At 57.9% G+C, this 832-nt stretch carries 1 protein-coding gene; it reads left to right on the plus strand.

Features of this window, described 5'->3' with window-relative positions:
- A partial coding sequence (locus ACP7DD_RS26555) for an IS4 family transposase (RefSeq protein WP_426178399.1) occupies positions 1 to 832 on the plus strand: 832 nt, incomplete at both ends.

The raw sequence follows: 832 nt of genomic DNA on the forward strand, positions 1-832 counted from the left end.
TGGATGGGACGACGCTGCGTCTGGCCGATAGCGCGGCTAACCGCGCTCACTTCGGTGCGCAGAACTATGCCAACGCAAAGGTCGCCAGCTATCCTCAGGCGCGCGGTGTGACGCTGATGATGGTGGCGACCCAATTGATCCGCGACGCCCGCTTCGGCCCTTACAAGACCAGCGAAAACACCTTTGCGCACGAGCTGCTGGCAAGCGTGCCGGATGACTCCCTGACGATCATCGATCGCGGCTTCCTGTCGGCACAGCTGCTGTGCAACCTGGTCGGTGTTGGTCGGAATCGCCATTTCCTGATCCCGTCGAAGAGCAGCACGAAGTGGACCTTCATTGAAGGCTCAGAAGACGACGCACTCGTCGAAATGGCGGTGTCGGATGCGGCGCGAAAGAAGGATCCGACGCTGCCGAAAACGTGGCGGGCACGCGCGCTTCGGGTCGTCGATGACAAGGGAAACATCAGCTACCTGCTGACATCACTGATCGACAAGAAGGCGTTCAAGGCTGCAGATCTGATCGCCTGTTACAGCCGTCGATGGCGCATCGAAACGAGCTATCGCGAACTCAAGCACTCAATGATGGGGTCAGCACTGACGCTGCGCAGTATGACGGTTGACGGCACAGAACAAGAGATATGGGGCGCCATGATCGCCTACAACTTGATTCGCATCGAAATTGCCAAGGCGGCGTTGGAAGCGAAGTGCGAGCCTACCGAAATCAGTTTTACCTTGGCCTTGGTCACCATACAGAACGAACTGCTAATGATCGGGCCGGCCACCGCGCAGGGAAAACTTCCTGCAATACTGAAGCGATTGCGTGAAAGGCTGGT

This window comes from Massilia sp. TWR1-2-2 (genome assembly GCF_049897565.1).
Taxonomy (GTDB): Bacteria; Pseudomonadota; Gammaproteobacteria; order Burkholderiales; family Burkholderiaceae_D; genus JAFCUW01.